The following is a 3,034-nucleotide window of genomic DNA, read 5'->3' as shown; positions in this document are numbered from 1 at the left end:
CGGCACCCGGCGCCGGGTCGAGCAGCGGGTGCTCACCGCGCCGCTGCCGAGCCACCCGGATCCCGAACCCGCTCTCCGACGGCAGCTGCGGTCACTCACCGAGGTGGATCCCGCTGCCCTGCAGGAGCTCCGGCGCCGCATCGACGCGACGCTGCGGGAGATCCGCGCGGACGAGGCGGTCGCACAGGGGCTGCTCGACCGCCGCGACGAGCTGACCGGACGGCTACGGGGGTACCAGGCGAAGGCCGCGCGGCTCGGGCTGGTCGAGGATGCCGACCTGGTGTCGTCGATGCGGATCGCCACCGGCCTGCTGTCCCGGCGCCCATGCGATCTGGCCGCCGTGACCCGCGCGGTGGCCGACTACCAGCAGGTCATCGCCTCCAAGAGCGGGAGGGCGGGATGAGGTGCGCCGAGTCCGGTTGCACCGGAACTGTTGTCGACGGCTACTGCGACGTGTGCGGGACGGCCCCCGCCCCGGAGTGCAGGACGTCGCCCGGCCTCCCGCCCTCGACCGCGGCCATGCCGTCCGCCGCGCGCTCGGCCCGCTCGCGGCGCACCACGGCGAACTCCACGGTCAGCGCACGTGGCGGCCTCGGCGCCGGGATCATCGACATCCCCCGCATACCCAAGGGCGATCCCGCCGCCGCGATCCTTCCCGACCCACAGGTGCCGGAGGCACACAGGTTCTGCGGAAACTCCGACTGCGGAAGGCCGGTTGGACGCGGCGCTGACGGCGCACCCGGCCGGCCGTCGGGGTATTGCACCCACTGCGGGACGCGCTACTCGTTCGTCCCCCGGCTGTCCCGTGGCGAGGTGATCGGCGGGCAGTACGAGGTGCAGGGCTGTATCGCCCACGGCGGTCTCGGCTGGATCTACCTCGCGACCGACAACAACGTGCACGGCCGCCACGTCGTGCTCAAGGGCCTCGTCCACTCGGGTGACGTCGACGCGATGGCCGCGGCCGCTGCCGAGGCCCACGCGCTGGCGGAGGTCGAACACCCGAACATCGTCCGGATCCACAATTTCGTCGAGCACGTCGACGACACCGGGTCCCCGGTCGGCTACATCGTCATGGAGTACGTCGGCGGGACGTCGCTCAAACAGATCCGCAGAGCCAACGGCGGCCCCCTCCCTCCGGAACAGGCGGTGGCCTACATCGTCGAGATCGCTCCTGCCATCGGGTATCTGCACGCCCAAGGCCTCGCGTACTGCGATTTCAAGCCCGACAACGTGATGCAGACCGACGAGCAGGTCAAGCTCATCGACCTCGGCGCCGTCGTCGACATGGATGACGACGACTGCGCGATCTACGGCACCGTCGGCTATCAGGCGCCGGAGATCGCCTGGACCGGACCGACGGTCGCCAGCGACATCTACACCGTGGGACGCACACTCGCCGTACTGGTGATGGACGTGCCGCAGGAGCCCGGCCGGCCGGCAACCCGGTTGCCCGGCCCCGACGACGTGCCCGTTCTGGCGGAGCACCCGTCACTGCACCGCTGCATCCTCCGGACCACCGACCCGGACCCGGGCCGGCGCTTCGCGTCGATGGAGGAGATGGCCGACCAGCTGACCGGCGTGCTGTACGAGATCGCCGCAGCGGGCGGCACGGCGGTGCAGCCGCGGAAGTCGAGCCACTTCAGCCACCAGCGTGGGATCTTCGGCGCGGCCCACGACGCGGTGATCGTCCCGGCCGAGGTGGTCGCGGCGCTCGCCGTGCCCGTGGTCGACCCCCGCGATTCCGGGGCCGCGGTGCTGGCCACCACGAGTGGGACCCCGCCCGCCCAGCTCGAGAACGCGCTCTGGCTCGCGCAGGGCGGGGCAAATCGTGGCAGCAGCTCCTCCGTAGAGATCCCTCTGCGGTTGGTGCGTGCGGCATTGGAGGTCGGCAACCCCGGCGATGCGCGGAAGCGGCTCGCCGAGCTGAGGCCCGTGCTGCCGAACGACTGGCGACTGTCCTGGTATCTGGGCCAGTGTGCCCTTCTCGAGGGCGACCATTCCGAGGCCGCAGAGCATTTCGACGAGGTGCTGGCCATGTTGCCCGGCGAGCTGGCACCGAAACTAGCCGTCGCGGCGGCAGCGGAACTGCGCGGCGCGCACGACGCCGCGGTGCGCCAGTACGAGACGGTGTGGCGCACCGACGACAGTTACGTCAGCGCCGCCTTCGGGTGTGCTCGCCTGCATGCCCGTTCGGGGGACCGGGCAGGCGCGGTCGCGGCACTGGACCGGGTGCCCGAGGCGTCGGCCCACTGTGCGCCCGCGGGCGCGACGGCCATCGGCATCCTTCTCGACGGGCTCGAGCCCGATGAGCTGGACGAGAGGACACTCCTCGACGCGGCCAAACGGTCCTGTGCGCTGAACCTCGAGTCGGCGGCACGACGCGCGTCGATCCGGCTCACAGTGCTCGACGCGGCGTTGCGCTGGCTGGACGCCGGGAACACGGCCGCCGCGTTCCGGCTGCTGAACGTCGACTTCGACGAACGGGGTGTACGCGCAGGGATAGAGGCCTGCTACCGCGTACTGGCGCGCGACGCCGTCGATGTGTGGGAGCGCATCGCACTGGTGGAGCGCGCCAACGCGGTGCGACCGAGGACCAGGACATGACGGCACCCGGCGGACGCTGCCGTCGGTGCTCCGCCCCCGTACAGCCCGCGCACCGGTTCTGCGGGTCGTGCGGCGGCGCGTTGTTCGACGTGGCGCCGGTGGCGGTCCCGAGGCCAGAGCCGCACGGGCCCTGTGACTGTGGCAACGCGGATTTCACCGACGGGTACTGCACCGTCTGCGGGGAGCGTCGCCCCGAGCCCGACCGGGACGAGGTGGCCGTGGGCGGCATCGTGCTGGTCACCGACCGCGGGCTGCACCACACCCGCAACGAGGATGCCGCGGCAGCAGGGGTCGTGCCCACCGATGACGGCCGTTTCGCGTTCGCCGTCGCCGTCTGTGACGGTGTGTCCACCTCGGCGGACGCGCAGGCCGCCGCCACCGCTGCCGCGCAGGCCGGTGTCGCGGCGATGCTCGACGCGCTCGCGGCCTG

The 3,034-nt window shown here is 72.0% G+C and carries 1 protein-coding gene and 2 pseudogenes; all 3 read left to right on the top strand.

Annotated elements, in window-relative coordinates; genetic code table 11:
- Window positions 1–403, top strand: a pseudogene (locus tag Q2100_RS30625) (hypothetical protein); the annotation flags it as partial.
- A gap of 116 nt (window positions 404–519) precedes the next feature.
- On the top strand, window positions 520–2,604 hold the full coding sequence (locus tag Q2100_RS30620; protein ID WP_302917040.1) for a serine/threonine-protein kinase: 2,085 nt from the start codon (window positions 520–522) through the stop codon (window positions 2,602–2,604).
- Window positions 2,601–3,034, top strand: a pseudogene (locus tag Q2100_RS30615) (protein serine/threonine phosphatase 2C family protein); the annotation flags it as partial. The gene Q2100_RS30620 and the pseudogene Q2100_RS30615, both read left to right, overlap by 4 nt.

Origin of the sequence: Mycolicibacterium arseniciresistens (genome assembly GCF_030519285.1) — a bacterium.
Classification (GTDB): Bacteria; Actinomycetota; Actinomycetes; order Mycobacteriales; family Mycobacteriaceae; genus Mycobacterium; species Mycobacterium arseniciresistens.
This window is presented reverse-complemented; position numbering and strand designations above follow the sequence as displayed.